Consider the following 23,216-nt stretch of genomic DNA (forward strand, 5'->3'; position numbering starts at 1 on the left):
GGCCGGACTCCGGTGTCCGAAGGCCCTTCGATCACGCTTCTGGAGTGCCCTGACCTGGGCCCTGGCCGGGTGCGGCCAGGGCCACGGGTCAGTCGTCGCTGGAGGCCACGCCGATGGGGCAGCTGGCGCCGGTGCCGCCGATGCCGCAGTAGCCGTTGGGGTTCTTCGCGTCGGACAGGTACTGCTGGTGGTAGTCCTCGGCGAAGTAGAAGGCCCTCAGCGGTGCGATCTCGGTGGTGATCGGGCCGTGGCCCGCACGGGTCAGGACCGGCTGGAAGGCGTCGCGGGTGGCCTCGGCCGCCTCGCGCTGGGCCTCCGAGTGGTGGTAGATCGCCGACCGGTACTGCGAGCCGACGTCGTTGCCCTGCCGCAGCCCCTGGGTGGGGTCGTGGCCCTCCCAGAACACCTTGAGGATCTCCGTGTAGGTGATCAGCGACGGGTCGAAGACGACCCGGACCATCTCGGTGTGGCCGGTCAGGCCCGAGCACACCTCCTCGTAGGTGGGGTTGGGCGTGTAGCCGCCGGCGTAGCCCACGGCGGTGGTGATGATCCCGCGCTCCGCTCCGAGCCTCCAGAAGATGCGCTCCGCGCCCCAGAAGCAGCCCATCGCGACGTCCGCGATCTCGCTGCCCTCCGGGTAGGGCGGGGTGAGCCGGGTGCCCAGCACCGTGTGGCCGAAGGGCACCGGCATCGCGGTGTCCCGGCCGGGAAGGGCCTGGGCGGGGTCGACCATGGTGGTTCTTCTGCCGAACATGTCTCCAGGCTATCCGGCGCGTCCAGGGCTTCCCCGGAGGTTGTCCACAGGCTGGGACGGACAGGAGACAGGCGGGGGGATTCGTCCTACCATTGCCGTTGTGTCGGACTCCAACCGCGGTGTCGCCCTCGGGGCGACCGCCTTCCTCATGTGGGGCTTCGCCGCCCTCTACTGGCCCTTCCTCTCCGATTCGGAACCCGCCGAGGTCCTCGCCCACCGCATGGTGTGGGCGCTCCTCGCCATGTGCGTGTTCCTCCTGCTGGCCCGGCGCGGCTGGTCCTGGCTGCCCCAGGTGCTGCGCAACCCCCGGCAGCTGTTGCCGGTCGGGGCGGCCGCGGTGCTCATCTCGCTGAACTGGTGGGGGTTCATCTACTCGGTCTCCACCGCCCAGACCCTCCAGGCCTCGCTGGCCTACTTCATCAACCCCCTGATGACGGTCTGCCTCGGCGTGGTCCTCTTCTCCGAACGCCTGCGCACCGCCCAGTGGGTCGCGGTGGGGCTCGGCGTGGTCGCGGTCGGGGTGATGACCGTCGCCTACGGCTCCACCCCGTGGCTCTCGCTGCTGATGGCCACCTCGTTCGCCGCCTACGGCGCGGTGAAGAAGTACGTGAGCCTCGACGGCATGCAGAGCCTGACGGTCGAGACCCTGGTGATGTTCCTGCCCGCGCTGGGGTTCGTCGTCTACCTGGAGGCCACCGGGGCGGGCACCGCCCTGTCGGTCTCGCCCGGGCACACCGCGCTGTTGGTGGGCGGCGGGTTCGTCACCGCGCTTCCGCTGCTGCTGTTCGGTGTGGCCGCCCGCAAGGTGCCGCTCAGCGTGATCGGCATGCTCCAGTTCATCGCGCCGACCATGATCTTCCTGATCGGCTGGCTGGTCCAGGGCGAGGAGATGCCGCTGAGCCGGTGGATCGGGTTCGTCTTCGTCTGGTTGGCCGTGTGCGTCTTCGTCTTCGACCAGGTGCGCAGCTCGCGGGCCCGGGCGGCGGCCCGTCGTGAGGCCGTCAGACCCTGACCCCGACAGTTTCGGTCAAACAAAACTACCCTCCGTGACACTGTGCTAACGTCAGGTCGTGGGCGCCGGGCTCTGCCCCGCCCCGACCTGGTCACACGTCCCGGAGGGCCCCCTTGATTCCTCGCACCAGCCGAACCGGCACGCTCCGTGCCGCCTCGGCCGCGTGCGCGGTGGTGCCCTCCGCGATCGTCCTGCCCCTGGTGTTGGGCGCCCTCCTCGCCGTGCTGTGGCTCTTCGGTGCCGCACCGGCGCAGGCGGACACCGCGGCCCTGGGCTCGGGTGCCCTCGGGACCCCGGTCTCCGAGACCGCCTCCGCCACGGGCGAGGCCCTCGGGCTGGGCGAGGCGCCGAGGTTGGGCCTCGTGCCCGAGGAGGTCACCGCGCCGGTGGCCACCACCCTCGGCACCGTGCACCAGCGCCTGGAGAAGGGCACCGCCGACACCGCAGAGGCCGCCGTCAGCCTGCCCGAGCCCGCCGTGGCCGAGGTGCGCGGGTTCGTCGCGGAGATCGACCGCCGCGGGGACACGGCCGAGCACGGCCTGGTCCAGGGCCTGCCGCTGTCCGAGCCCGGTGCGCCCCGTGAGACGGACGCCCCGGAGGAGACCGGGGAGGACCGGGTCTCCGAAGAGGACGCGGACCCCGAGCGCGCCGAGCGGCCCGAGGGCCACGGCGTCCCCGTGCCGCCCGCGACCACCTCGCACCAGGCCGCCGCGACACCGAGCTCCGGGACGGACGACTCCGAGCGCGAGGACGCCGACGGCGCCCCCGACCACCAGCGCGTACAGCCCGCCACCGGGTCTCCCGCGCCCACCGCCAACGGACCGGCCCCCGTGCCCTCCGTCGCCGGTTACCTCTCGGCGGCGCCGCTTCCCGCGCCCACCGCCGACGCCGTGCGCCTGGCCGCGCACCGGCTGCACACCGTGCCCGCCGACCCGGCCGACGACCTGACGGTCTCGCCGGACTAGCGAACGGTCCCGCCCCGGGCGCCTGAGGCGCCCCCGGACCGTTCCCAGCACGTTCCTCCTGGGAGCTGACCTGAGTCCCGTGCCCTCGTTCACGTGATTCACGTCAGCCGGTGGTCCGCCCCGGCTCCGCACGGCCGCCCGGCCGTCCCGTTCATCCAGAGCTTCACCAGGGAAGGAAAACCATGACGCACACCAAGCGCTTCTCCGCCCGAGCCGTACTCCTCGTCACGGGTACCGCGGGCTTCGTGGCCCTCGGCGCCGGTGTCGCCGGAGCCGAGGGCCTGGCCACCCCGGCCCAGGAGCTCGCGCCCGTCGTCGAGCGCGCGCTCGTCGAGGGCGTGGCCCCGGCCGTGAACACGCTCGCCCCCGAAGGCGTCACCCCGATCGCCGACCGCGCGCTGGCCGAGCTCCAGGAGACCGCCAAGGCCGAGAAGCCCGCCCCCGACCTGGGCGCCGTCCTCCCGGACTCCCCGCTCTCCGAGACCGTCACCAAGACGCAGGACGCCACCGGCCTGGACGGCGACCCGCACGACACCGTCGGCCACACGGTGGGACGGCACCTGGAGTCCACGGCCCAGGACGCCGGGACCGCCGTGGAGGACACCGCCCGTCAGGCGGGCACGACCACGGAGTCCACCGCCACAGAGGTGCTGCCCCACACGGTCCAGGCCGCCGCCGACCTGCGTGACGAGATGCTGGTCCTGCCCGAGTTGGACACCACCCGGCTGCCGAGCCTGGAGGAGCGCCGCCTGCCCGAGCTGAGCGAGGCGCCCTCCCTGAACGACGTCGCGGGCAACGTCACCGACCTCACCGGTGACAACGCCCTGGTGCTGAACGAGCTCAACCCGGTCAGCGCCCTGTCCGAGCCCCGTCCCACGCCCGTCCACACGAGCGCCGCCGTCCCGCCCGAGGGCGCCGACCTCACCGCGCCCAACATGTGGGACCTGGCCGCCGCCTTCGGCCTGGAGACCCCCGACCAGCTCCAGGACGTCGTCGAGGCCACCGAGCTGACCGCCGACAACTACGTGAACCTCGGTGAGGAGGAGGTCCTGGGCATGGTGGGCAACCGCGCCTGGGAGGACCGCGACCTCACCACCGTTCCGCAGAGCTCCCCCGCGGCCCCCGCGACCCTCGCGGAGGCCCCGGAGGCGCCCCGCGTCACCGACCTGACCGACGCCCTGATGACCGGCGCGTCCGACCTCGGCTCCGCGGAGCCGGTCTCCCTCCAGGGTCCGCTGGCCGACGCGCAGCTGCCGCAGGTCGCCGAGGGCATCGACACCACCACCGCCGAGGACCTGGTCCACGGCCTGAGCCGGGGCACGGACCTGCTCAACGACCTGGACACCAGCGACCTCGTCTCGATCGAGGGCGGCACCGCCGAGCAGGAGACCCCCGAGGGCATGGTCCAGCACCCCACCTTCATGGACCTGCCGGGTTCCGAGGCGCTCCCCCTCGTCAGGTAGTCCTCCCCGTACCGTCATCGCGGCGCCGCCCCACACACCGGGGCGGCGCCGCCGTCGTGTCCGCTCACTGCGGGACGTGCTCCGCGAGCGGGAACTCGTAGGCCCGCCGTAGCGCGGGTGTCGTCCCGACGAGGGAGGAGAGCCGGGTGAGGCCGCGCAGGGCCCACGCGCGCGCCCTCAGCCCGGCCGGGCCGGTGTCCGGGGCGGCCACCGCGGTGTTCGTGCCGCCCATGGCCAGGTTGGCGTCGACGAACGCGCGCATCGCCCGCTCATAGGCGGGGAGGGCGGCCCGGTGGTCGCCGCCCGCCCGGACGATCGCGCCGCCGAGGACGCACGCCCCCACCAGGGCGAGGGTGCTGCCCTGGCCGGTCATCGGGTCGGGGCAGTAGCCGGCGTCCCCGAGCAGGGTCACCCGGCCCCGGGTCCAGGTGTCCATGCGGATCTGCGCGCTGGGTGCCACGTGCACCGCCGGTGCGTCCTCCATGGCGGCGAGGACCCGGGCGGTCCCCTCGCCGTCGCCCGCGAAGCGTTCCCGCACCGCCACCAGGTGCGCCTCGGGGTCGGTCACGGGGTCCCGGTCCCGCGTGAGGATCGTGCACTCCAGTCGCGCGGGATCAGGCAGGGGGGCGAGCAGCACGCCGCGCCGGGGTCTGATGCGTCCGACCACGTGGCCGGTGGGGGCGCGGTGGCGGTCGAGGTCGAAGAGGACGAGGTTGGTGCCCAGGTACCGCCGGAAGGCGTCCTCCGGGCCGAAGACCAGTGAGCGGAGGCGGGAGTGCATGCCGTCCGCGCCGACGACGAGGTCGAAGGAGCGCGGTTCCCGGTTGCGGAAGTTCACGGTGACCGCGTCCTCGGACTCGTGGAGCGCGGTCACAGAGTCGTCGAACAGGTACTCGACGCCGTCGCGGACGTGCCGGTGGAGCACCTCGCACAGGTCTCCCCTGCGGAGCACGAGCCCCGGCTCGCCGGAGACGAGGGCGGGCACACCGGGGATGACCACCTCCCGGCTCCCTCCGTAGTCGAGGTGGATCCCGTCCGGTGAGGGGACGCCCAGCCCGCGGAGCTCCGCCAGGAGGCCCATGCGGCGCAGGGCGTCGACACCGGCGCCGTCGATCTGGAGGCGGTGGCCGCCGCCCCGCACCGCCGGAGCCCGTTCCACGACGGTCGGACGCATGCCGTGGCGGCGCAGCCAGTGGGCCAGGGCGGGACCGGCGATCCCTCCGCCGGAGATGAGGACGCGTGCTGGGGTCATGTCGGCCTCCCGGTAACGAGCGCAGTGATTTGATTGTACGTACGTTCAAATCCTCGTCAACGCCCCCGCCCCGGGGACACCCCCGACTCAGCCCCGACTCAGCCCCGGAGGGTCAGTGCCCCTGCGGCCGGAGCAGGGTGAGGGGCCCCGGCCACCGCCAGGACCACCGCCCCCGGCGCTCCGGGGGCCGCGCGCTCCCCGGCCAGTCGCGCCCCGCTGCGGCCACGACCTCCTCGGACGGCTCGGCCTGCCCGGTCAGCTCCCGGAGCAGGTCCCCGACCCCCGGCCGCCGGTCCGGGTCCTTGTCCAGCGCCGCCGCCACCGGGGAGAGCAGATCGGCGGGGACCCCCTCCAGGTCGGGCTCCTCCCAGAGCACCCGCCCCGCCACCTCCTGCGGCGTCCCCGTTCCGAAGGGCTCCCGGCCCGTCGCGGCCAGCGCCGTCAGCGCGCCCCAGGCGAACACGTCCCCGCCCGGCGCGGAGACCCCCTCCCGGTACCTCTCGGGCGCGATCCAGCCCGAGTCCCCGCACGGTCCGCCGGTGCGGCTGAGCACGGTCGCGTCCAGGGCTCGGGCGATCCCGGCGTCGAGCACCCTCGGGCCCCCGGACGTGAGGAGCACGTTGCCCGGCCGCAGGTCCCGGTGGACCGCGCCCCGGCTGTGCAGCGTCCGCAGGGCGTCCAGCGTCCCCACCGCGACACCCAGCAGGGCGCCGCCGCGCAGCGGCCCCCCGTGCCGGACCCACCGGTCCAGAGCGGGCCCGGGGACCAGCTCCGTCGCCAGCCACGGACGCGGCGCGTCCGGGTCTGCGGTGAGGAGGCGGGCGACGAACGGTCCCGAGATCCCACGGACCAGGTCGACCTCTCTGCGGAGCCGCGCCCGGAAACCGGGGTCCTCCGCGAACCCCGAGTGGAAGACGCGCAGCGCGAAGGGCTGGGAGTCGTGCCCCAGCGCCGCGTAGACGGTGCCCGACCGCCCCTCCCCCAGCCGTCCGGCCAGCGTGTGCCCGCCCACCCGCTCGGGGTCGCCCGCGGCGAGGGGCTCGGGGCCGGTGAACCAGCGGTGCGGCATGGGTCCGCCCTTCCGTCGGGGACCGAGGGGACGTCACCGGATGAGACGTCGGAAGGGCGCTGGCGGTTGCGGCCCTCACCCGATCCTCGAACCGTTGCCGTTTCGATCCCGTAAGTCGCGTTCGTCCTCTTCACGGGGCACAAGAATCAGGACATGGTTCTCAACAAGCTCCTCGGCCGGAGCGATGATCAGGTCGTGCGCAGACACGGCCTCACCCACGGCGACGCCTGGCACGACCCGGAGCTCACCGCGGCCCTGCCCGCCGTCCTCGACGGCGACCTCACCGCGGGGCTGGCCCTCCTGGCCGTGGATGACCCCCAGCTGCGCGCGCTGCGCCTGCACGTGCTCTCCAAGGAGGGCACCGCGCTCCTGGACGCGATGGAGGCCGGGATGGACCAGCCGGACCCGGAGCCGGACCTGCTCATGTGGGCGGGCGTCACCCGGATCAAGGCCGCCTGGGAGATCCGCTCGGGCCGATGGGCCAAGGACGTCGGGCACGACCGCTTCGAGCGCTTCCGGGAGACGCTGGCCTCGGCCTTCGAGCCGCTCGCGTACGCGGCCCGGATGAGCCTGACCCCCACGGCCCTCGACCAGCTCCAGTGGTTCGGGCTCGGGTCCGGCCTGCCGCGCGAGGAGCTGGACCACATGTGGGAGCGGATCGTCGAACTCGACCCGCGCCACCACGCCTCCCTGGAGTCCCGGCTCCAGGTGCTGTGCCGGAAGTGGTCGGGCTCGGAGGAGCAGATGTTCGCCTTCGCGCGGGAGGTGGCCCGGGAGGCCCCGGCCGGGGACCGCTCCCTGGTCCTGGTCCCCCAGGCGCACTACGAGAAGGCCATCTACTGGATCAGGGAGCAGGAGGCCGAGACCGTCAGCGAGACGCGCGACCTGCTCACGATCCACTACACGGAGACGGCGGTGACGGCGGAGATCGTCGAAGCCGCCGACCGCTGGCTGGAGGGCGACCCGGACTACCCCCTGGTGGCCCGCGACGCGCACGCCTTCGGCTCCGCGCTCACCCTGTGCTTCGAGGACGAGCGCGCGGCGGCCGCCCTCGAACGGGCCGGGACCGTCGTCCCCTTCGGCCAGGGCAACCTGTGGGGGTACATGTCCCGGAGTCCGGCGGCCGAGTACGCGCGGACCCGGAAGAGGCTGGGCGTCCCGCTGCCCGCCGTCTGAGCCCCCGCGCCCCGGCCAGGGTGCGCGCCCCGGTCCTCCCCCGCACGCACGCGGGCCCCGCCGGGAACCGTGGTTCCGGGCGGGGCCCGCGACGTGTCTGGGGGCGGATCAGCCGGAGCGCTCCACCACGTAGTCGCACAGGGCCAGGAAGGCGTCCCGCGCCGGGATGTCCGGCAGGGTGGACAGTTCCGCACGGGCCTTCTCGGACCAGCCGCGCAGGGTGGCGTCGGCCTCGGCCATGGCCGGGTGCGGACGCAGCAGGCCCAGGGCCTCCTCGGCCTCGGCGTCGACCAGCGGGCGGCCCAGCAGCGACTTCAGCCGCTCGTCGGCCGGGTCCTGGGAGCGCATCGCGTAGAACATCGGCAGCGTCAGCACGCCCTCGCGCAGGTCCGTGCCGGGGACCTTGCCCGAGTCGGCGCTCTCGCTGGCCACGTCCAGGATGTCGTCGGCCAGCTGGAACGCCATGCCCAGCGCGTCGCAGGCGCGGGTCAGGGTGCTCACCGTCTCCGGGTCGACCTTGCCGAACATGCCGCCGAACTCGGCCGACGAGGCGATCAGCGACGCCGTCTTGTCGTCGATGACGTTGAGGTAGTGGTCGAGCGGGTCGATCCCGTCACGCGGCCCGGAGGTCTCCAGGATCTGCCCCTGGACCAGGCGCGCGAAGGTCTCGGCCTGGAGGCGGACCGCCTCGGTGCCCAGGTCCGCGAGCATGGTCGAAGCTTTGGCGAACACGTAGTCGCCGGTGAGGATCGCGATGGTGTTGCCCCAGCGCTGGTTCGCGCTGGGCTCGCCCCGGCGCAGCTCCGCCTCGTCCATCACGTCGTCGTGGTACAGGGTGGCCACGTGGGTCAGCTCGACCACGGCCGCCGCCGGGATGAGGTCGGGGACCCGGGGGTCACCGAAGTGCGCCGCGAGCAGCACCAACATGGCGCGGAAGCGCTTGCCTCCGGCGGCCAGCAGGTGGGAGGCGGCCTCGGTCAGCATGGGGTCGCTGGACCGCACCGACTCCCTCAGCAGCTCCTCGACCTTCTCCAGGTCGTCCTGGACCTCCCGGGCGAGGGTCGGGTCGACTCTCGGCAGAGCGAGAAAACCGCTCGGGACAGCACCGCTCACCGTAAAGCTCCACCTGTTGAACGGGCGTGCTGGTGGCCCCCTCGGGAGGGGGCCACCACACGCTCAGCACATGAACATGATCCGACTTGCCACGGTATCCGACCCGGAATGAAGGTCCAAAGCCACACCCGGGTCGGCGCTCACTCGTCGGCGGATACCTCCGTGACCTGGTCGACCATCACCGCGGCCGGTTCCTGACCCGGCTCGCCGGACGGCAGAAGGGTGTCCAGGACGGGCCCCGGGAAGATCCCGAGCGCCAGGGTCGCCGCCACACCCACAGTGATCACGCCGCCGGTGAGCACTCCGGCACGGGCCACCGTGGGACCCTCGCCCTCGGAATCCCGGAAGAACATCACAACGATGATCCGCACGTAGAAGTACGCGGTGACGGCGCTGCTGAGCACACCGATGACGACCAGCGGAGTCGCTCCGGCCGCCACGGCCGCCTCGAACACCGCGAACTTGCCGATGAAACCGCTGGTCAGCGGGATACCGGCGAAGGCCAGCAGGAACAGCGACAGGGCCAGGGCCAGCCCGGGGGAACGGCGTCCGAGCCCCGCCCACCGGTCGAGGTCCCCGAGCTCCTGCCCGCCGTCCCTGGTACGCACCAGGGTGACGACGGCGAACGCGCCCAGCGTGGTGAACCCGTAGGCGGCCAGGTAGAACATGGCGCCCGCGAGGCCCTCGACGCTGCCCGCGACCACGGCGGTGAGGATGAACCCGGCGTGCACCACCGAGGAGTAGGCCAGCAGCCGCTTCACGTCGCGCTGGGTGACGGCCACGATCGCGGCGACGACCATCGTCAGGATGGCCACCGTCCACAGCATCGGCTCCCAGATCGCCACCGAGGTGCCGAACGGCACGAAGAACACCCGCAGCAGGGCGCCGAAGGCGGCGACCAGGGTGCAGGAGGCCATCAGCGCCGTGATCGGGGTCGGGGCGCCCTGGTAGACGTCCGGCTTCCAGTTGTGGAAGGGCACGGCACCGACCTTGAACAGCAGGCCGATCGCGACCAGGCCCACGCCCATGAGGAGCAGCGGCTCACCGTTGCCGTCCTGGAAGATCTCGGCCCCGCCGGACTCCACGGCCTGGCGGATCACGCCGAAGTTCACCGAACCCGCGTAGCCGTAGACCATGGCGATGCCGAACAGGAAGAACGCCGAGGAGAACGCGCCCAGCAGGAAGTACTTGACCGCGGCCTCCTGCGAGAACAGGCGCCGCCTGCGGGCCAGCCCGCAGAGCAGGTACAGCGGGAGGCTCATGACCTCCAGCGCGATGAACATGACCAGGAAGTCGTTCGAGGCCGGGAACATGAGCATGCCCAGCACCGCGAACAGCACCAGCGGGTACACCTCGGTGTGCTGCGAGCCCGCGAGGATGTGCGTCCGCTCCTCCTCGCTGCCCGGGACCGTGGCGGCCTGGGCCGAGAACGCGTCCCGGCCGTCCCGCCGCTCGGCGATCAGCATGAGGCTGATCAGGGCCAGCACGGTGATGGTGCCCTGGAAGAAGAGCACCGTCCGGTCCACGGCCAGCACGCCGTTGGCGATGGTCGTGCCGTCACCGACCGCCTCCACCTGGAGGACCAGCAGGACGAACGCGCCCAGCAGGGCGACCGCCGCCAGGGCGATCTGCGCGGTGCGGCGGGACCCCTTGGGCCAGAAGGCCTCCAGGAGCACGCCCAGCACACCGGCGCCGAACAGCACCAGGAACGGTGCGAGCAGCCACCAGTCCAGGACCGGCGGAGCCTCGGTGACTCCGTGGAGCGCCGGGGGCGCCCCGTCCGCGAGATTGAGGGGGATCACTCCTCGTCTCCTTCCGCGTCGCCGTCCGCGACCGCCACCTCGGTGTCGGCCGGGGCCTCCACGGTGCGTTCGACGGCGGGGTTGATCACGTTGAGCAGGGGCTGCGGGTAGACGCCGAACGCGATGATCAGGGCGATCAGCGGGGCGACCGCCCAGGTCTCACGCCCGGACAGGTCCGGCAGGGCGGACAGCTTCTCCGGGGTGGGACCGGTCATCGTGCGCTGGTACATCCACAGGATGTAGAGCGCCGCGAGGACCACGCCGAGCGCGGCGATGACCGCCGGTACCGGGCTGAAGGCGTACACGCCGACGAACACCAGGAACTCGCTGACGAAGGGCGCCAGGCCCGGCAGCGCCAGACCGGCCAGACCCGCGATCAGGAAGACCCCGGCCAGCTTGGGCGCGACCTTCTGGACGCCCCCGTAGTCCTCGATCCGCGCGCTGCCCCGGCGGGCGACGAGGAAGCCCACGATCAGGAAGAGCGCGCCGGTGGCGAACCCGTGGTTGACCATGTAGAGGGCGGCCCCGGCCTGGGCCTGTTCGGTCAGGGCGAAGATGCCCAGGGTGATGAAGCCGAAGTGGGACACCGACGTGTAGGCGACCAGGCGCATCATGTCGCTCTGGCCGATCGCGAGGATCGCGCCGTAGAAGATGCTCACCAGGCTGAGCGCCACCACGGGCCACACGAACCACGACACGGCCGCCGGGAACATCTCCAGGCAGTACCGGAGCATCCCGTAGGTGCCGACCTTGTCCAGCACGCCGACCAGCAGAACGGCGGTGCCGGGGCTGGACGACCCGGCGGCGCCGGGCAGCCAGGTGTGCACGGGCCACATCGGGGCCTTGATCGCGAAGGCGATGAAGAACCCGAGGAAGAGCCAGCGGGCGGTGGCCGGGTCGACGGCCGCGAGGGCGCCGCCCGGGTCGGTGAGCTCGGTCCACAGGAAGGTCCCGCCGATGACGTACACGCCGATCACCGCGACCAGCATGATGAGGCCGCCGGCGAGGCTGTACAGCAGGAACTTCATGGCCGCCTTGGCGCGGTCGGCGCCGCGTCCGTAGCGCCCGATCATGAAGTAGACCGGGATGAGCATGACCTCGAAGAACACGTAGAACAGGAAGACGTCGGTGGCGGCGAAGACACCGATCATCATCGCCTCGAGGGCGAGGATGAGCGCGAAGTAGCCGCGTCCGCCGTCGTCCCGGTCGTCGTGTTCCCGCCAGGCCGCCAGCACCACGAGCGGCACGAGGACCACGGACATCAGGATCAGCGCGAGGGCGATGCCGTCGACGCCGACCGCGAAGTGGATCCCGAAGTAGGGGATCCACGGGTAGACCTCCTCGAACTGGAGGCCCCCCGCCCCGGAGGTGTCGAAGTTCAGGGCCATGGCCACGACCAGCAGGAGGGTCGCGACGGAGAAGCCCAGGGCCAGGCGCTTGGCGGGCTCGGCCGAGGCCGCCCCGCCCGTGGCGGGACGGGCCTTGGTGGCCGTGGCCGTGCCGGAGCCGGACTCGGCGCCGACCGAGGCCGTGGCACCGCCCGACGCCGCCGGGGCCTTGACGCGCGGCAGCGCCCAGATGACGGCCGCGCCGATCGCTGGGAGCGCGATCGCAAGAGTGAGCCAGGGGAACATTTAGAACCTCACAACCAGCGTCGCGGCGACGATCACGGCGCCGAGGAGCATGGTGAGCGCGTAGGTGCGGGCGAACCCGGTCTGTGTCCTGCCGAGTCCGGTGGAGGAGTCTCCGACCCCGGCACCGATCCCGTTGACCGCGCCGTCGATGACCTTGTCCTCGATGACGACCAGGGCCCTGGTGAGCACCTGGCCGGGGCGCATGAACAGGCCCTCGTTGATCTCGTTGCCGTACAGCTCGTTGCGGGCCGTGTCGGTGACGAGGTTGCCCTTGGGCGCGGTGCGCGCCACGGGCCTGCGCAGGTACATGAACCAGGCCAGGGCGACGCCCAGGACCAGCACGACCAGGGCGGCGATGCCGTAGGGCGCGGTGAAGGCGTGGCCCACGGTGAAGTGGTGCGGCTCGGCGCCGATGGCCGGGGCGAGGAAGCCCGCGAACCGGTCGCCGAAGACCAGGAAGGCGCCGAGGGCGACCGACCCGATCGACAGCACCACCATGGGGGCGGTCATGCTCACCGGCGACTCGTGCGGGTGCACGCCCTCGTCCCAGCGCTTCTCACCGAAGAAGGTCATGAAGACCATCCGCGACATGTAGAAGGCGGTGAGCGCGGCGCCCGCGATGATCGCGGTGCCGAAGACCGCCCCGGCGGTCCCGCCGATGCCGAAGGCGGCGGAGATGATGCTCTCCTTGGTCCACCAGCCGGACAGGAACGGGACGCCGATGATGGCGAGGTAGCCGAGGCCGAAGGTGGCGAAGGTGATCGGCATCTTCGACGCCAGGCCGCCGTACCGGCGCATGTCGACGCCGTCGTTCATGCCGTGCATGACCGAACCGGCGCCCAGGAACAGCCCGGCCTTGAAGAAGCCGTGCGTGATCAGGTGGGCGATGGCGGCGACGTAGCCGACCGGGCCGAGCCCGGCGGCCAGCACCATCATGCCGATCTGGCTCATGGTGGAACCGGCCAGGGACTTCTTGATGTCGTCCTTGGCCGAGGCGATCAGGCCGCCCGCGATCATGGTGGCGGCGCCGACCGTCATGACGACCGTCTGCGCCACCGGGGCGCCCTCGAAGATCGGTCCGGCGCGCACGATCAGGTACACGCCCGCGGTGACCATGGTGGCGGCGTGGATGAGCGCCGACACCGGGGTCGGGCCCTCCATGGCGTCCAGCAACCACGCCTGGAGCGGGAGCTGCGCGGACTTGCCGCAGGCGCCCAGGAGCAGGAGCAGGCCGATGGCGAGGAGGACGCCGTCGCTGGCGCCGGGGACGGCCGCGAAGACGTCGCTGAAGCTCACCGCGCCGAGCACGGTGAACATCACCATGATCGCCACGAGCAGGCCGACGTCACCGACCCGGTTGATCAAGAACGCCTTCTTGGCCGCGGTGGCGGCCGTGGGCTTGTACTGCCAGAACCCGATGAGCAGGTAGGACGCGAGGCCCACACCCTCCCAGCCGAGGAAGAGCAGCACGAAGTTGTCCGCGAGGACCAGCACGAGCATGGCCGCGACGAACAGGTTGAGGTAGGCGAAGAACCGCCGCCGGGCCGGGTCGTCGGCCATGTAGCCGAGCGAGTAGACGTGGATGAGCGAGCCCACGAAGGTGATCAGCAGGACGAAGCTGATCGAGAGCGGGTCCACCAGGAGGTTGATCCGGGCGGAGAAGTCACCCGCCGCGAACCACTCGTAGACCGGCACGGAGACGGACCGCTCGGCCGCGTTCCGGCCGAGGAGGTCGAACAGGGCGAGGACCGCCCAGACGAAGGAGCCGATCGGCAGGGCGGTGGCCAGCAGCGGCCCCCACCCGTTGGTGCGCCGCCCGCCCAGCAGCAGGATCGCCGCGCCCACGAGTGGCAGGGCGATCAGCAGCCAGGCGTTCGACAGCACCGCGCTGTCGGCCGTGGTCGCCACCACGGGATCGGCGGCGAGGTACGCGTGATGTTGTGTCACTGCCACGTCGCCTTCTAGTGCTTGAGCAGGTTCGCGTCATCGAGCGACGCCGACCTGCGGGTTCGGAAGATCTGCATGATGATCGCGAGGCCCACGACCACCTCGGCGGCGGCCACGACCATCACGAAGAAGGCGACGACCTGCCCCTCGATGTCCCCGTGCATCCGGGCGAACGCGACGAACGCCAGGTTGCAGGCGTTGAGCATGAGCTCCACGCACATGAAGACGATGATCGCGTTGCGTCGGACGAGGACGCCGACCGCGCCGATGGTGAACAGAAGCGCCGCGAGGACGATGTAGTTCATCGGGTCCACGAGGACTCGACCTCCTGTCCGTTGCCGTTGCCGTTCTCTTCGCCGTCGGTGGTGGCGGCCGGGCCGTCCTCACCGTGCTCGGCGGGTCCGTCCCCCTGGTCGGCGGTGATCCCGCTCTCCTTGGAGTCGGCCGAGTCCGACGCCCCGCCGGGGAGCGCGGCCCGCCCGGTCTGGACGTCCATCGGGACGCCCGACCGGTGCTCGGGGTCGCGGGCGGCCAGGACCGGGTTGAGCGAGAGCTTCGAGACCGTGCCGTCGGGCAGCAGCGCGGGCATGTCGATCGCGTTGTGCCGGGCGTAGGTGCCGGGTCCGGGCAGCGGGGTGGGGTGGTCGCCCCTGATGCGGTCCTCGGAGATCTCGCGCTGGGTGCGGCGCCTGCCCGTGCGGGCGGTGTGCGCGAGCACCATGGCGCCGAGCACCGAGGTCACGAGCAGCGCGGCGGTGGCCTCGAAGGCCACCACGTAGCGCAGCAGGAGTTCGCTGGCGATCCACGGGATGGTGCCGCCGACCGGGGTGGCGGCGGCCGCGATCCCGGCCGGGTCGCCCACGGCGATCCGGGTGATCCCGGTGGTCAGGGCGCCGACGAAGCAGATCGCCACGATCGCGGTCATGAGCCGCTGTCCGCGCAGGGTCTCCACGAGGGAGTCGGCGGAGCTGACGCCCACGAGCATCAGGACGAACAGGAACAGCATCAGCACGGCGCCGGTGTAGACGACGATCTGGACGACCATCAGGAACGGCGCCTCGTTGATGCCGTAGAAGATCGCCAGGCCGACCATGGCCAGCGCCATCGACATGGCCGAGTGCACGGCCTTGCGGGAGAAGACCACGCCCAGGGCCCCGAGCACGACGACCGTGCCCAGGACCCAGAAGACCGCGGCCTCACCGGAGCCGATGGGCGCCGACGCGGCGAGGTGCTGCGCGGGGGAGTCGGGGGTGAGCGGGTTCAACGGACCGCCCCCGTGTTCTCCGGCCGGTCCTGGGTCCCGTGCTCACCGCGCCCGGTGGCGTAGTAGTCGAGGTCGCTGTCGCCGAGGCGCATCGGGTGGGGCGGCTGCTCCATGCCCTCGCGCAGCGGGGCGAGCAGCTGCTCCTTGGTCCAGATCAGGCTCTGCCTGTTGTCGTCGGCCAGCTCGTACTCGTTGGTCATGGTGAGGGCCCGGGTCGGGCAGGCCTCGACGCACAGACCGCACAGGATGCACCGCAGGTAGTTGATCTGGTAGACGCGCCCGTACCGCTCACCGGGCGAGTACCGGTCGTCCTCGGTGTTGTCTCCCGCCTCCACGTAGATGGCGTCGGCCGGGCAGGCCCAGGCGCAGAGTTCGCACCCGATGCACTTCTCCAGGCCGTCGGCCCACCGGTTCAGCTGGTGCCGTCCGTGGAAGCGCGGCGCCGTGGGGCGCTTGACCTCCGGGTACTCGACGGTGGGCACCTTCTTGAACATCGTGTGGAAGGTGACACCGAAACCCTTGACGGGGTTGAGCCACTCAAGCACCGGTAACCTCCCCCTTCTTCTGGTTGCGTTCGGCGGTGGCGGCCGTGGCCGTCCGCGACGGTTCGGCGAGCACGCTGCTGCCGTAGTGGGCGGCGGTGCTCGGGGGCACCGGGAACCCGCCGAAGGAGGGTTCCTTGTGGGCGCGGCGCGCGTTCTCGGCGCGCTGGCGGGCCTCCTCCGCGCGCTCGCGGCGCACGAAGCGGACCCAGGCGGCGATGGCCGCGACGGTGGCGACGGTGAAGCCCGCGACCACGGCGGCGATGACCATCGGGTGCGCGCCGTCGAGGACGAGCATGCGGACGACGGCCACACCGGTGATCCACACGAGCTGGATCGGGATGAGGACCTTCCAGCCGAGCTTCATGAGCTGGTCGTACCGGACGCGCGGGAGGCTGCCGCGGGCCCAGATGAACAGGAACATGACGGCGACGAACTTGAGCAGCCACCACAGGGCGGGCCACCAGCCCTCGTTGGCTCCCGGGAGGATCGCGGTGACCCCGGGCGGGGCGTACCAACCGCCGAGGAAGAGCGTCACGGACACGGCCGCGACGGTGCACATGTTCACGTACTCCGCGAGGAAGAACATCGTGAACTTCATGGACCCGTACTCGGTCATGAAGCCGCCGACGATCTCGCCCTCGCCCTCCGCCAGGTCGAACGGGAGACGGTTGGTCTCACCGACCATCGTGACGATGTAGATGAGGAAGGAGGGCAGGAGCAGCACCGCGAACCACAGGTTCTCCTGGGCAGCGACGATGCCGGAGGTGGTGAGCGTGCCCGCCATGATGAAGACCGCGACGAAGGACAGGCCCATCGCGATCTCGTAGCTGATCACCTGCGCGGAGGCGCGCAGGCCGCCGAGCAGGGCGTACGGCGACTGGGAGGCCCAGCCGCCGAGCACGAACCCGTAGACGCCGAGCGCGGCGGTGGCCAGGACCAGCAGCGCGGCGATCGGCAGGTCGGTGAGCTGGAGCGGGGTCATGACCCCGAACATGTTCACCTCGGGCCCGATCGGGATGACCGAGAAGGCGATGAACGCGGGCACGGCCGCGATCATCGGTGCCGCGATGTACACGAACCGGTCCACCCCGCGCGGGATCAGGTCCTCCTTGAGGGAGAGCTTGATGCCGTCGAACAGGGACTGGAGGAGGCCGAAGGGGCCCATCCGGTTGGGTCCGTGGCGCTGCTGCATCCGGCCCATGACCTTGCGGTCGGCCATGATCATCATGAGCACGCAGATCATCAGGAAGACGAAGATCGCGAGCGCCTTGATGGTGGTGATCCACCACGGGTCGTTCCCGAAGGCGCTCAGGGTGCTCTCCGAGGCCAGTACGGCCGCGCGCGGATCGAGAGCGGCGGGGGTCACTGCTGCCTCCCGTTGGTGGTGGGCGCGGCCAGGATGACCGTCTGCCCGGCGGTGCCGCCCAGGTCACGGCGGATGTCGCAGCCGTGGGCGTTGGCCGGGAGCCAGACGACCCGGTCCGCGATGTCGGTGACGACCACGGGGACGGTCACCGAACCCCGCTCCCCCGTGACGCGGAGCGAACCGCCATCGGGGACCCCGACCTCGTCGGCCGTGGCCTTGGACAGGTAGGCGCGCGGCTGGCGGGCGGTTCCGGCGAGGTAGGGCTCGCCGTCCTCCATCCGGCCGGTCCCCAGGAGCTGCCGCCACGTGGACAGCAGGGCCTGACCCGGGGCGGGTGAGACGGGCTCGGCCGGTCGGGCGGAGGGCCCGGCGGGCCGGTCCCCCACCCACACGCCCAGCTCCAGGAGCTCGTCGTAGGCGCTGGCGGCGTCCGGCAGGCCCAGGTGGACGTCCATCGCGTTGGCGATCGCGGACAGCGCCCGCAGGTCGGAGAGGGCTCCGGGCACCTTGAGCGCGTCACCGAAGGGCCGGTGGCGGCCCTCCCAGTTGACGAAGGTGCCGGACTTCTCCGCGACGGCGGCCACCGGCAGCACCACGTGGGCGCGGTCCGTGACGTCGCTGGCGCGCAGTTCGAGGCTGACCACGAACGGCACCCTCGCCAGGGCCTCGCGGGCGGCGTCCGGGTCGGGCAGGTCGTCCAGCTCGACCCCGGCGACCACCAGGGCGTCCAGCTCACCGGCGGCGGCCGCCGCGATGATCGCGTCGGTGTCGCGGCCGGGGGTGTCCGGCAGCGAGCCGACGTTCCAGACGCGGGCCACCTCGGCGCGGGCCGAGTCGTCGGAGACGGGGCGCCCCCCGGGCAGCAGGCCCGGCAGGGCCCCGGCGTCGATCGCGCCCCGCTCACCGGCGCGGCGCGGAACCCAGGCCAGCCGGGCTCCGGTGCGCTCGGCCAGCGCGGCGACGGCGGTGAGGGCTCCGGGGACGGCGGCGAGCCGCTCCCCGGCCAGGATGACGGCGCCCTCCCGGCCGATCGCCTCGACCACCTCGGGGTGTTCGGTGTCCAGGGCGTTGAGGGCGCGTGCCTCGTCGCCGGGGACGGTCCGGACCAGGGTGCCCGAGGTCTTGGTGAGGCCCAGGCTGGCGTGCGAGGCGATCGAGTAGACCTTCAGGCCCCGCTTGCGCGATCCCTTGCGCAGGCGCAGGAAGGTGGAGGGCGACTCGTCCTCGGGCTCGAACCCGGCCAGCAGGACGGCGGGCGCCTTCTCCAGGGCGGTGAAGTCCACGCCCACCGGGGTCCCCGCCACGTGGGCGGCGAGGAAGTCGGCCTCCTCGGCGGAGTGCTCGCGGGCACGGGCGTCCACGTCGTTGGTGCCCAGTGCCACGCGGGCGAACTTGGCGTAGGCGTAGGCGTCCTCGTAGGTCAGGCGTCCGCCGACCAGCACACCCACCTTCCCCCGAGCCGCGCTGAGCCTCTGGGCGGCGAGGCTGGTCGCCTCGGGCCAGGAGGCGAACTCCAGGGCCTGGGACTCGTCGTCGCGGACCAGGGGGCGGGAGAGGCGGTCGGACCGGGTGGCGTAGGTGAACGCCCACCGGCCCTTGTCGCAGTTCCACTCCTCGTTGACCTGCGGGTCGTCCCCGGCCAGACGGCGGGTGACCTTGCCCCGGCGGTGGTCGGTGCGCTGGGCGCAGCCGCCCGCGCAGTGCTCGCACACGCTCGGGGTGGAGACCAGGTCGAAGGGGCGCGACCGGAACCGGTAGGCCGATCCGGTGAGCGCGCCCACCGGGCAGATCTGCACGGTGTTGCCGGAGAAGTAGGAGTCGAACGCCTCCCCCTCCGCGACACCGACCTGCTCCTGGGCGCCGCGCTCCATCAGCTCGATGAGCGGGTCGCCCGCGATCTGCGCCGCGAAGCGGGTGCAGCGGGCGCACTGGATGCAGCGTTCGCGGTCCAGCAGCACCCCGGTCGAGAGCGCGATCGGCTTGGGGAAGGTCCGCTTGACGTCGACGAACTCGGTCTCCCCCTGGCCCGTGGACATGGCCTGGTTCTGGAGGGGGCACTCGCCGCCCTTGTCACAGACCGGGCAGTCCAGCGGGTGGTTGATCAGGAGGAACTCCATGATCCCGCGCTGCGCCCTCTCCGCCACCTCGGAGGTGAGGTGGGTGTTGACCACCATCCCCTCCATGACGGTGATGGTGCAGGAGGCCTGCGGTTTGGGCATCCCGCGCCCGTTGCCCATGTCGGGGATCTCCACCAGGCACTGGCGGCAGGCCCCCACCGGGTCGAGCAGCGGGTGGTCGCAGAACCGGGGGATCTGGATGCCGAGCAGCTCGGCGGCCCGGATCAGCAGGGTGCCCTTGGGGACGCGGATCTGGAAACCGTCGATGGTGACGGTGATCAGGTCCTCCGGGGGCGGGGCGGGCGAGGACCCGCCCGAGGTGTTGGAGGTGACGGTCACCGGTTCCCTCCCTCTTCCGTGGTCGGCCGGTCCGCCCAGAGGGTGGACCTGGAGTGGTCGAAGGGGCAGCCGCCCTTCTCGAAGTGGTCGACGTACTCCTGGCGGAAGTGCTTGATCGACGACATGACGGGGCTGGTGGCACCGTCGCCCAGCGCGCAGAAGGAGCGGCCGAGCAGGTTGTCGCAGATCTGGAGGAGCTTGTCGATGTCGGCCTCGGTGCCCTCGCCGCGCTCCAGGCGGTCCAGGACCTGGACCATCCAGAAGTTGCCCTCGCGGCAGGGCGTGCACTTGCCGCAGGACTCGTGGGCGTAGAAGGCGATCCAGCGGCCGACGGCGCGGACCACGCAGGTGGTCTCGTCGAAGATCTGGAGGGCGCGGGTGCCGAGCATGGACCCGGCGGCGCCCACCGACTCGAAGTCGAGCGGGGTGTCCAGGTGCTCCTCGGTGAAGATGGGCGTGGAGGAGCCGCCCGGGGTCCAGAACTTGAGCCGGTGCCCCTCGCGGATCCCGCCCGCCATGTCCAGGAGCTCGCGCAGGGTGATCCCGAGCGGCGCCTCGTACTGGCCGGGGTTGGTGACGTGCCCGGACAGGGAGAAGAAGCCGAACCCGGCGGACTTCTCGGTGCCCATGGACGTGAACCACTCGGCGCCGTTGGCGACGATCCCGGGGACGCTGGCGATGGACTCGACGTTGTTCACCACGGTGGGCGAGGCGTAGAGCCCGGCCACGGCGGGGAACGGCGGCTTGAGGCGGGGCTGGCCCCGGTAGCCCTCCAGGGAGTCCAGGAGGGCGGTCTCCTCACCGCAGATGTAGGCGCCCGCCCCGGCGTGCACGACGACGTCGAGGTCGAAGCCGCTGCCGAGGATGTCCTTGCCGAGCAGTCCGGCCTCGTAGGCGTCGGCCACCGCCTGGCGCAGGCGGCGGATCACGTGGACGACCTCGCCGCGCACGTAGATGAAGGCCTGCTGGGACCTGATCGCGTACGAGGCGATCGCCACCCCCTCCACCAGCACGTGGGGGTTGGCGAGCATGAGCGGGATGTCCTTGCAGGTACCCGGCTCGGACTCGTCGGCGTTGACGACGAGGTAGCGCGGGTTGGGGTTGTCCTTGGGCAGGAACCCCCACTTCATCCCGGTGGGGAAGCCGGCGCCGCCGCGGCCGCGCAGGCCGGACTGCTTGACCAGGTCCACGATGGAGTCGGGCTCCATGGTGAGCGACTTCCGCAGCGCCTCGTAGCCGCCGGTGGCCCGGTAGCCGTCGATCGTGAAGGAGTCGGGGCGGTCCCAGTTCCTGGACAGGATCGGGGTCAGGGTGGTCACTTGGCGCCCTCCTCACCCTGGTCGGGACGGACGGGGAGGTTGTTCGGGTCCGGCGCGGTCCAGCCGTGGCGGTCCGCGATCCGGAGCCCGGCCAGCGAGGGACCGGCCGCCTGGACGCCCTCGCCCGCGCGGCCGTCGTCGAACCCGGCCAGCACGCGCGAGGCCTGCTTCCAGGTGCACAGGCTGGCGGGGCCGCGCGTGGGGGCGACGTCCCGGCCGAGGCGCAGGTCGTCCACCAGCTGCTTGGCGGTGGCCGGGGTCTGGTTGTCGAAGAACTCCCAGTTGACCATCACGACCGGCGCGAAGTCGCAGGCCGCGTTGCACTCGACGTGCTCCAGCGTGACCTTCCCGTCGCCGGTGGTCTCCGCGTTGGCCACGTCCAGGTGCTCCTTGAGGGCGGAGAAGATCTCGTCGCCGCCCATCACCGCGCACAGGGTGTTGGTGCACACGCCCACCTGGTAGTCGCCGCCGGGTTCGCGGCGGTACATGGTGTAGAACGTGGCGACCGCCTTGACCTCGGCCAGCGTGATGCCGAGCTGGTCGGCGCAGAACCGCATGCCCTCCGCGCTGACGTGCCCCTCCTCGGCCTGCACCAGGTGCAGTAGGGGGAGCAGCGCCGAACGCGGCTTCGGGTAGCGGCTGACGATCTCCTTGGCGTCCTGTTCCAGGCGCGCCACGACCTCGTCGGTGAAGACCTCGGGGGTCTCCACGGGGTTGTTCTCGTTGGACTCGCTCACCGGTCCACGCCTCCCATCACCGGGTCGATACTGGCCACGGCCGCGATGACGTCCGCCACCGTCCCGCCCTCGCACATGGCGGCGACGGCCTGGAGGTGGGTGAACGAGGGGTCGCGGAAGTGCACGCGGTAGGGGCGGGTGCCCCCGTCGCTGACCGCGTAGCAGCCGAGCTCGCCCTTGGCGCTCTCCACCGCCGCGTAGGTCTGGCCCGCGGGGACCCGGAAGCCCTCGGTGACCAGCTTGAAGTGGTGGATCAGCGCCTCCATCGAGCCGGTCATGATGTGCGCGATGTGGTCCGGGGAGTTGCCCATGCCGTCCGGGCCGAGCGCCAGCTTCGCGGGCCAGCCGATCTTGGCGTCCTCGATCATCACCGGGCCGGGCTGGAGCTTGTCCAGGCACTGCTCGACGATCTTGAGGCTCTCCTCCATCTCGGCGATGCGCACCCGGTAGCGGGCGTACACGTCGCCGCCGTCGGAGACCGGGACGTCGAACTCGTAGTCCTCGTAGCCGCAGTACGGCTTGGCCTTGCGCAGGTCCCAGGCCAGGCCGGAGGCGCGCACCAGCGGGCCGGTGACGCCGAGCGCCATGCAGCCGGGCAGGTTCAGGTACGCGACGTCCTTGGTCCGTGCCAGGTAGACGGGGTTCTCGTCCAGGAGCTTGCGCATGGTCTGGATGCGCTTGGGCATCTCCTTGAGGAGCTCCCGGACCTTGCCCACGGCTCCGGGCGGCAGGTCCTGCGCCACCCCGCCGGGCCGGACGTAGGCGTGGTTCATCCTCAGGCCCGTGACGAGCTCGAAGATGTCCAGGATCATCTCGCGCTCGCGGAAGCCGTTGGTCATCACCGTGGTGGCGCCCAGCTCCATGCCGAACGTCGCCATGGCCACGAAGTGCGAGGCCATCCGGTTGAGCTCCATGAGCAGCACGCGGATGACGCTGGCGCGCTCGGGCACCCGGTCAGTGATGTCGAGCAGCTTCTCGACCGCCAGGCAGTACGCCGTCTCGTTGAAGAGCGGCGTGAGGTAGTCCATGCGGGTCACGAACGTGGTGCCCTGCGTCCACGTCCGGTACTCCATGTTCTTCTCGATGCCGGTGTGCAGGTAGCCGATGGCCACGCGGGCCTCGGTACAGGTCTCGCCGTCGAGGGTGAGGATCAGGCGGAGCACGCCGTGGGTGGACGGGTGCTGGGGGCCCATGTTGACGACCAGGCGTTCGGCGCTGGTGCCCTGGGCCTTCTCGATGACGTCGTCCCAGTCCCCACCGGAGGCGTCGATGTAGTCCTCGGTGACGGTCATGCCGTGCCTCCCTTCCGGAGGGGCCTTCGTGTGGCTGGTGTGGTGGCCGC

At 71.8% G+C, this 23,216-nt stretch carries 19 protein-coding genes; 4 read left to right on the top strand and 15 right to left on the bottom strand.

Going from position 1 to position 23,216, the window contains the following annotated elements; genetic code table 11:
• Window positions 1-88: 88 nt before the first annotated feature.
• On the bottom strand, window positions 89-754 hold the full coding sequence (gene msrA, locus AC0VYM_RS26005; RefSeq protein WP_475456427.1) for a peptide-methionine (S)-S-oxide reductase MsrA: 666 nt from the start codon (window positions 752-754) through the stop codon (window positions 89-91).
• Window positions 755-854: 100 nt separating this feature from the next.
• Here msrA and rarD point away from each other — a divergent pair, with 100 nt between their 5' ends.
• From rarD to AC0VYM_RS26020, 3 genes are all read left to right on the top strand, one after another.
• Window positions 855-1,766, top strand: a complete 912-nt coding sequence (gene rarD, locus AC0VYM_RS26010; protein WP_475456429.1) for an EamA family transporter RarD — start codon at window positions 855-857, stop codon at window positions 1,764-1,766.
• Window positions 1,767-1,879: 113 nt separating this feature from the next.
• Window positions 1,880-2,731, top strand: coding sequence for a hypothetical protein (locus AC0VYM_RS26015; RefSeq protein ID WP_475456431.1), 852 nt, complete (start codon window positions 1,880-1,882; stop codon window positions 2,729-2,731).
• Between the two features lie 182 nt (window positions 2,732-2,913).
• The gene (locus tag AC0VYM_RS26020) at window positions 2,914-4,194 is read left to right on the top strand and encodes a hypothetical protein (protein WP_475456433.1); all 1,281 of its coding nucleotides are present in this window, start codon (window positions 2,914-2,916) and stop codon (window positions 4,192-4,194) included.
• A 64-nt stretch (window positions 4,195-4,258) separates the two neighbouring features.
• Here AC0VYM_RS26020 and AC0VYM_RS26025 read toward each other — a convergent pair whose 3' ends face one another.
• Complete coding sequence (locus tag AC0VYM_RS26025; RefSeq protein WP_475456435.1) at window positions 4,259-5,446, bottom strand: FAD-dependent monooxygenase; 1,188 nt, start codon at window positions 5,444-5,446, stop codon at window positions 4,259-4,261.
• 112 nt (window positions 5,447-5,558) lie between these two features.
• A complete protein-coding gene (locus AC0VYM_RS26030; RefSeq protein WP_475456437.1) occupies window positions 5,559-6,515 on the bottom strand; it encodes a serine/threonine-protein kinase in 957 nt (318 codons plus the stop codon).
• A 153-nt stretch (window positions 6,516-6,668) separates the two neighbouring features.
• Here AC0VYM_RS26030 and AC0VYM_RS26035 point away from each other — a divergent pair, with 153 nt between their 5' ends.
• Window positions 6,669-7,691: a hypothetical protein gene (locus AC0VYM_RS26035; RefSeq protein ID WP_475456439.1), complete on the top strand. Its 1,023-nt coding sequence runs from the start codon at window positions 6,669-6,671 to the stop codon at window positions 7,689-7,691.
• A gap of 108 nt (window positions 7,692-7,799) precedes the next feature.
• Here AC0VYM_RS26035 and AC0VYM_RS26040 read toward each other — a convergent pair whose 3' ends face one another.
• From AC0VYM_RS26040 to AC0VYM_RS26095, 12 genes are all read right to left on the bottom strand, one after another.
• Complete coding sequence (locus AC0VYM_RS26040; protein ID WP_475456441.1) at window positions 7,800-8,804, bottom strand: polyprenyl synthetase family protein; 1,005 nt, start codon at window positions 8,802-8,804, stop codon at window positions 7,800-7,802.
• A 140-nt stretch (window positions 8,805-8,944) separates the two neighbouring features.
• Complete coding sequence (gene nuoN, locus AC0VYM_RS26045) at window positions 8,945-10,606, bottom strand: NADH-quinone oxidoreductase subunit NuoN (protein WP_475456443.1); 1,662 nt, start codon at window positions 10,604-10,606, stop codon at window positions 8,945-8,947.
• On the bottom strand, window positions 10,603-12,240 hold the full coding sequence (locus tag AC0VYM_RS26050; RefSeq protein WP_475456445.1) for an NADH-quinone oxidoreductase subunit M: 1,638 nt from the start codon (window positions 12,238-12,240) through the stop codon (window positions 10,603-10,605). Before AC0VYM_RS26050 ends, nuoN begins: the two co-directional genes overlap by 4 nt.
• Window positions 12,241-14,187, bottom strand: coding sequence for an NADH-quinone oxidoreductase subunit L (gene nuoL, locus AC0VYM_RS26055; RefSeq protein ID WP_475463248.1), 1,947 nt, complete (start codon window positions 14,185-14,187; stop codon window positions 12,241-12,243).
• 14 nt (window positions 14,188-14,201) lie between these two features.
• Window positions 14,202-14,501, bottom strand: a complete 300-nt coding sequence (gene nuoK, locus AC0VYM_RS26060; RefSeq protein ID WP_017543069.1) for an NADH-quinone oxidoreductase subunit NuoK — start codon at window positions 14,499-14,501, stop codon at window positions 14,202-14,204.
• Complete coding sequence (locus AC0VYM_RS26065) at window positions 14,489-15,451, bottom strand: NADH-quinone oxidoreductase subunit J (RefSeq protein ID WP_475456447.1); 963 nt, start codon at window positions 15,449-15,451, stop codon at window positions 14,489-14,491. The genes nuoK and AC0VYM_RS26065 overlap by 13 nt, the downstream gene beginning before the upstream one ends.
• Entirely contained in the window at window positions 15,448-15,996 is a 549-nt protein-coding gene (nuoI, locus tag AC0VYM_RS26070; RefSeq protein ID WP_475456449.1) for an NADH-quinone oxidoreductase subunit NuoI, read from the bottom strand. The genes AC0VYM_RS26065 and nuoI overlap by 4 nt, the downstream gene beginning before the upstream one ends.
• The gene (nuoH, locus tag AC0VYM_RS26075; protein WP_475456451.1) at window positions 15,989-17,362 is read right to left on the bottom strand and encodes an NADH-quinone oxidoreductase subunit NuoH; all 1,374 of its coding nucleotides are present in this window, start codon (window positions 17,360-17,362) and stop codon (window positions 15,989-15,991) included. Before nuoH ends, nuoI begins: the two co-directional genes overlap by 8 nt.
• Complete coding sequence (locus AC0VYM_RS26080; RefSeq protein ID WP_475456453.1) at window positions 17,359-19,818, bottom strand: NADH-quinone oxidoreductase subunit G; 2,460 nt, start codon at window positions 19,816-19,818, stop codon at window positions 17,359-17,361. The genes nuoH and AC0VYM_RS26080 overlap by 4 nt, the downstream gene beginning before the upstream one ends.
• Entirely contained in the window at window positions 19,815-21,137 is a 1,323-nt protein-coding gene (gene nuoF, locus AC0VYM_RS26085) for an NADH-quinone oxidoreductase subunit NuoF (RefSeq protein ID WP_475456455.1), read from the bottom strand. The genes AC0VYM_RS26080 and nuoF overlap by 4 nt, the downstream gene beginning before the upstream one ends.
• Window positions 21,134-21,874, bottom strand: a complete 741-nt coding sequence (nuoE, locus tag AC0VYM_RS26090) for an NADH-quinone oxidoreductase subunit NuoE (RefSeq protein ID WP_475456457.1) — start codon at window positions 21,872-21,874, stop codon at window positions 21,134-21,136. The genes nuoF and nuoE overlap by 4 nt, the downstream gene beginning before the upstream one ends.
• Entirely contained in the window at window positions 21,871-23,166 is a 1,296-nt protein-coding gene (locus tag AC0VYM_RS26095; RefSeq protein WP_475456458.1) for an NADH-quinone oxidoreductase subunit D, read from the bottom strand. The genes nuoE and AC0VYM_RS26095 overlap by 4 nt, the downstream gene beginning before the upstream one ends.
• Window positions 23,167-23,216 lie beyond the last annotated feature (50 nt).

It is taken from the genome of Nocardiopsis sp. iso_237, from assembly GCF_056173345.1.

Bases quoted from the DNA above. Each gene is read 5' to 3' on its own strand.
- AC0VYM_RS26030 (WP_475456437.1), bottom strand. From the start codon at position 6,515: ATGCCGCACCGCTGGTTCACCGGCCCCGAGCCCCTCGCCGCGGGCGAC.
- AC0VYM_RS26095 (WP_475456458.1), bottom strand. From the start codon at position 23,166: ATGACCGTCACCGAGGACTACATCGACGCCTCCGGTGGGGACTGGGAC.
- AC0VYM_RS26035 (WP_475456439.1), top strand. From the start codon at position 6,669: ATGGTTCTCAACAAGCTCCTCGGCCGGAGCGATGATCAGGTCGTGCGC.
- msrA (WP_475456427.1), bottom strand. From the start codon at position 754: ATGTTCGGCAGAAGAACCACCATGGTCGACCCCGCCCAGGCCCTTCCC.
- AC0VYM_RS26025 (WP_475456435.1), bottom strand. From the start codon at position 5,446: ATGACCCCAGCACGCGTCCTCATCTCCGGCGGAGGGATCGCCGGTCCC.
- AC0VYM_RS26050 (WP_475456445.1), bottom strand. From the start codon at position 12,240: ATGTTCCCCTGGCTCACTCTTGCGATCGCGCTCCCAGCGATCGGCGCG.
- AC0VYM_RS26020 (WP_475456433.1), top strand. From the start codon at position 2,914: ATGACGCACACCAAGCGCTTCTCCGCCCGAGCCGTACTCCTCGTCACG.